General features: G+C 50.2%; 2 protein-coding genes. Both read right to left on the bottom strand.

The window, feature by feature from the left end:
* On the bottom strand, window positions 1-611 hold a 611-nt coding region (locus OSC10802_RS43415; RefSeq protein WP_044172554.1), incomplete at its 3' end, for an RHS repeat protein.
* On the bottom strand, window positions 601-4,190 hold a 3,590-nt coding region (locus OSC10802_RS45555; protein ID WP_232731901.1), incomplete at its 5' end, for an FG-GAP repeat domain-containing protein. The genes OSC10802_RS43415 and OSC10802_RS45555, both read right to left, overlap by 11 nt.

Genomic DNA, 4,190 nt, shown 5'->3' with positions numbered 1-4,190 from the left:
CGAGCGTCGAAAACCATATTAGACCGGTTTCCATTCGCATCGAAAGTGGAACTGACGTTATTGTCGAAATCATACCGCATCTTATCCCGCGAACCATCGGGATTGACAGTTTCAATCAAACGATTCCGACTGTCATAGCGACTCTCAGTTTTCCGCCCCAATGCGTCAACCACCAGCACCTGATTCCCCGACTGATCGTAACTATAAGAAGTCACCGGCGCACTTTGTGGCCCACTCCCATCCGGGTCGGCTTCAACCATCCTCACCAGCTGGTTCATCACATCATATTCATACTCCGTCCGATTGCCATTCTCATCAATCATAGCAGTTTGATTGCCGGCAGCGTCATACTCCATCCGCTGCACCGCCTCATCCGGCGTACCTTGAGCAAAAGTCACCTCAACAAGCCGGCCAAAATTATCATAATCGTAATCCGTCAACCGCCCCAGAGGGTCAGTCTCAGTATCAATCAGGTTCTTCTCAGTATAAGTGTAGCGAGTGATAACATCATCCCCACCGCCAACAGAACCAACAACCCGAGTTTCAGACAGCGTATTCCCAGTCAGCGTATCAATTTCATAAAGCGTCTGCCGGCCTAACTCATCCGTCACACTCGTCACCTGATTGAAAATCGGATCGTAAGTATAACTGCGCTTCCCAGTTCCCCCACCCCCCCACAGAATTAGTCGTATTCAGCCTGACAGAAACATTATTACTGCTAATGTTAGCTGTCACCAAATCCCTATCGCCATCAAAGTCGAGATCCGCCAGCGCCACAGATGCCGGTCTATAACTGACAGCCACATCATTTCCAGCTACAAAAGAGCCATCCCCCTGACCCAAAAGCACCGATACTTTACTGTCAGAACGGTTCGCGATAGCGATATCTTTCTTGCCGTCACCGTCAGCGTCTCCTACAGCTAATCCCACAGGATAAAACCCAACCGAATAATCCGTTTGTGGCCCAAAAGTGGCATCCCCCTGACCCAACCGCACTGACACACTATTCTGTAGAGGGTTAGCCGTTACCATATCTAGATCGCCATCGCTATCTAAATCCGACAAAGCCACAAACTCAGAACCAAACGCCACCTCGTAGTCAGTGACAGAATCAAAAGTGCCATCGCCGGTTCCCAAAAGCACTGAGTAATAGTCGCTATCCAAGCCATATCCCCTGCCAAACCCAGCAGCGACGAGATCGGGGTTTCCATCCCCATTTATATCTCCTACAGCCACAGATAAAGGTGCGTAAACCACTGAGTATTCATTTTGAGCGGCAAAGGTGCCATCGCCATTGCCTAACAGAATCGATAGGCTCTTCGAGTCGCGATTTGCGGTAATAATGTCAGAGTCGCCATCAAAGTCTATATCTCCCAAAGCTACTCCCACCGCACCAGAGCCCACCATAAAGTCAGTTTTCTCAGCCCAAGTGCCGGACCCATTACCTAACAGCACTGAAACGCTGTTAGAGCTACTATTTGCGGCAATAATGTCGGGGTTTCCATCCCCATTTACATCTCCTAAAGCCACTCCTTGTGGCGCGTCACCCACTGTGTAATCAATATTGGGAGCCAAAGTGCCATCGCCATTCCCTAGCAGCACCGATACGCTGTTAGAACTGCTATTTGCAGTAATGACATCAAAGTCTGAATCCCCATCAATATCTGACACCGCTACCGAAACGGGATTAACCCCAGCTAAATAATCCTCTCCTAACGCAAATAGCTCATCGGTATTCCCTGTTGGGGGCTCAGACGCGCCCGAGCCCGAATTTTCATCAGAAATGCTAATTACATTCCCCTTCGCGTCGTATTCATACTCAGTAACTTGACCCCTGCCATTTGTCCTGTCAGTTACCAGATTCGACTCATTGCGCTCAACACCTGGCAAAAACCCACCGCCATCCCTTGCGGAAACCGCTTGACCGGCACCGTCAAGAATGGTAGACTTCACATTGCCATTCCCATCAGCTTGGCTTGATTCCACATCCCCCAAAGCAAACGCCACTGGCGCATTAAACGGGTCAATTGTCTCTTCAGAACGGTACAGCCCTGCCACCTGAACCGGCGCAACTTTCAAAGACTTTCCATCCTTCTGAGTAGCGCTTAAAGCCCGCCCCGCAAAATCATAAAACGTCTCCTCCCGATTGTTGCGCTTGTCTACCTCAGCAACTATATGGTGATCGCTGTCATATTCCCAAGTCCGCGCCGAACCATCCGGGTCCACAATCCGGGTTAAATTCCCCGCCGCATCGTATTCCAGCCGAGTAATTCTACCCGCCGGATCAGTAATAGCGCTAACCTTTCCTCCATTATACGAGAAAGTCGTTTCTAACCCCACCGAGTCAATAATTTTCGCAAGCTTTTGCTCCCCATTATAAACATACCGCGTCTCATTCCCGTTTCTCTCTGTTACCAACGCCAGCTTATTGTGCCCGTTGAAACTGTAAACCGTTTCGTCCTTCATCGTGCGGCGAAAAGTTCCGTCCGCCAGACGTTCCAGCGTTGAAAAATCTCCCGGAGGAGCCATATAAGCGCCAGTCGCCAGAGGGGAAGCCTCAAATAGCAACTCACTTCCATCCCCATCAATCAGCAGCACAGAACCGTTGGGATTCTCCACCAATTTCTGCAATCCTGCCAGCCCCCAGCCACTTCCCCACGGACTGTTAATCGTGTTAACATTGATAATTTTTCCCTGGCTTTCTGTAGAAGAACCAAAGATAGCTTCGCCCTCAAACAGGTAAAGCCCAGAGTTTAAAGAATAGTCATACTCTCCCGAACTCAGAGAGCGCATGTCTGCCTGGAGCGCCGCATCAATTTTTGCTCCCCTTTCCTGCGGAATCTCCCAGAAATGTTCGCCGCCCTTAAGACCGTAATTTCCTCCCTCAAATCCGGGGAGTTGGTACTCAAAAGACCCCCGCGATACCGTTAAATCAGCAATCAGCCTCCCCTGCGGGTTTGGTACAGTATTGTCGTAGCCGAAATGCAAAATAGGTCGCGGGTCAGCTCTTAATGAATCGTAAGTTAGCTGCAAACCTCGCATCGCGCCCAAGGATTGATAAGAGACGATATTGTGCGTCTCCATTACCGTTCCAGAGTGAAGTTCCGCCACCGACGTGAAGTTGCAATTCTCCTTGCATTCATTGCCACCTTCATCTGGATTGCGGTCGTCCTGATTGGGGTCCTGAGGTTGCGCTCCAAAGAAGTGCCAGCTGCTGTTGCGTATCCCGCCGGAAATGGTCTCAATTACGCTGCCATCATCGCTGACTTTCCCCGTACCTACGTTGTCAAATAACCCCGTTGTCGGGTTAATTGACCACAAATCCATCAACGTTCCCGGCGCATATCCCGCCCGATTGGGAAGCGACAGAGGAGCCGGTGTTGTGAATACCATTTCTCCTGGCTGAATCGTCACCACTACATCGGGATGCAAGTTAGATGGCAAAGCAGCCGGTGTTAATTCCGCCGGCACTTCAGTTATGCTAAGCTGTCCTGTATACGGATTGCCCTGCTGGTTTTTCAAAGAACCCGCCGCCACAAATACAGACGCCCCCGGTATATTAGAAGTTGTTACCGTGACATCCGCCGCCGGCTCAATTGTTTCGGCATTCGCCGTGTCAATTGGCGGCAAATAAATAGGCCGGCTGATGACATTGTTGACCCCTGTGTAAACCTCGTGTTCTAATAACAGTGGCAACTTTTCAGCAATGAACGGATAGGTCACATCCCCGCTAATTCCCTCGCCGCGAATTTTGAGGGTGTTGTCAGGTAAAGCCCCCGGAGTTTCTAGTATAAACGAGCCATCTGCTGCGGTGACTGTTTGCAAAGAACCCAATTCTATAATAACACCGGCAAGCGGTTCTTGCGCCGTATTTTCAATAATCCCAGAAACCCGCGTACTCGTCACTGGGTCTGCTGCGACAGTTAAAGTAACTTCTTGGGGAGTCTCTAGCGCCCCGTCACTGGCGACTAGGGTGAAATTATAGGTGCCAACATCATCGGGTGCCGGCGAGAAAATTAGCTGTCCATTGCCTGTTATTTTGCCTTTGGGAAGTCGGCTGTCTGACCGAATTGAGTAGATAACTCTATCTCCATTTTCGTCTGTTGCACTGAGGGGAATTTCCAGGCGTTCTCCCGGTTTAACAGTTAGCGCCCCCACAGGATTTAAGTTGGGTGCAGTATTGGGTTCCC

The sequence above is a fragment of the Kamptonema formosum PCC 10802 genome, from assembly GCF_000332335.1.
Classification (GTDB): Bacteria; Cyanobacteriota; Cyanobacteriia; order Cyanobacteriales; family Oscillatoriaceae; genus Oscillatoria.
This window is presented reverse-complemented; position numbering and strand designations above follow the sequence as displayed.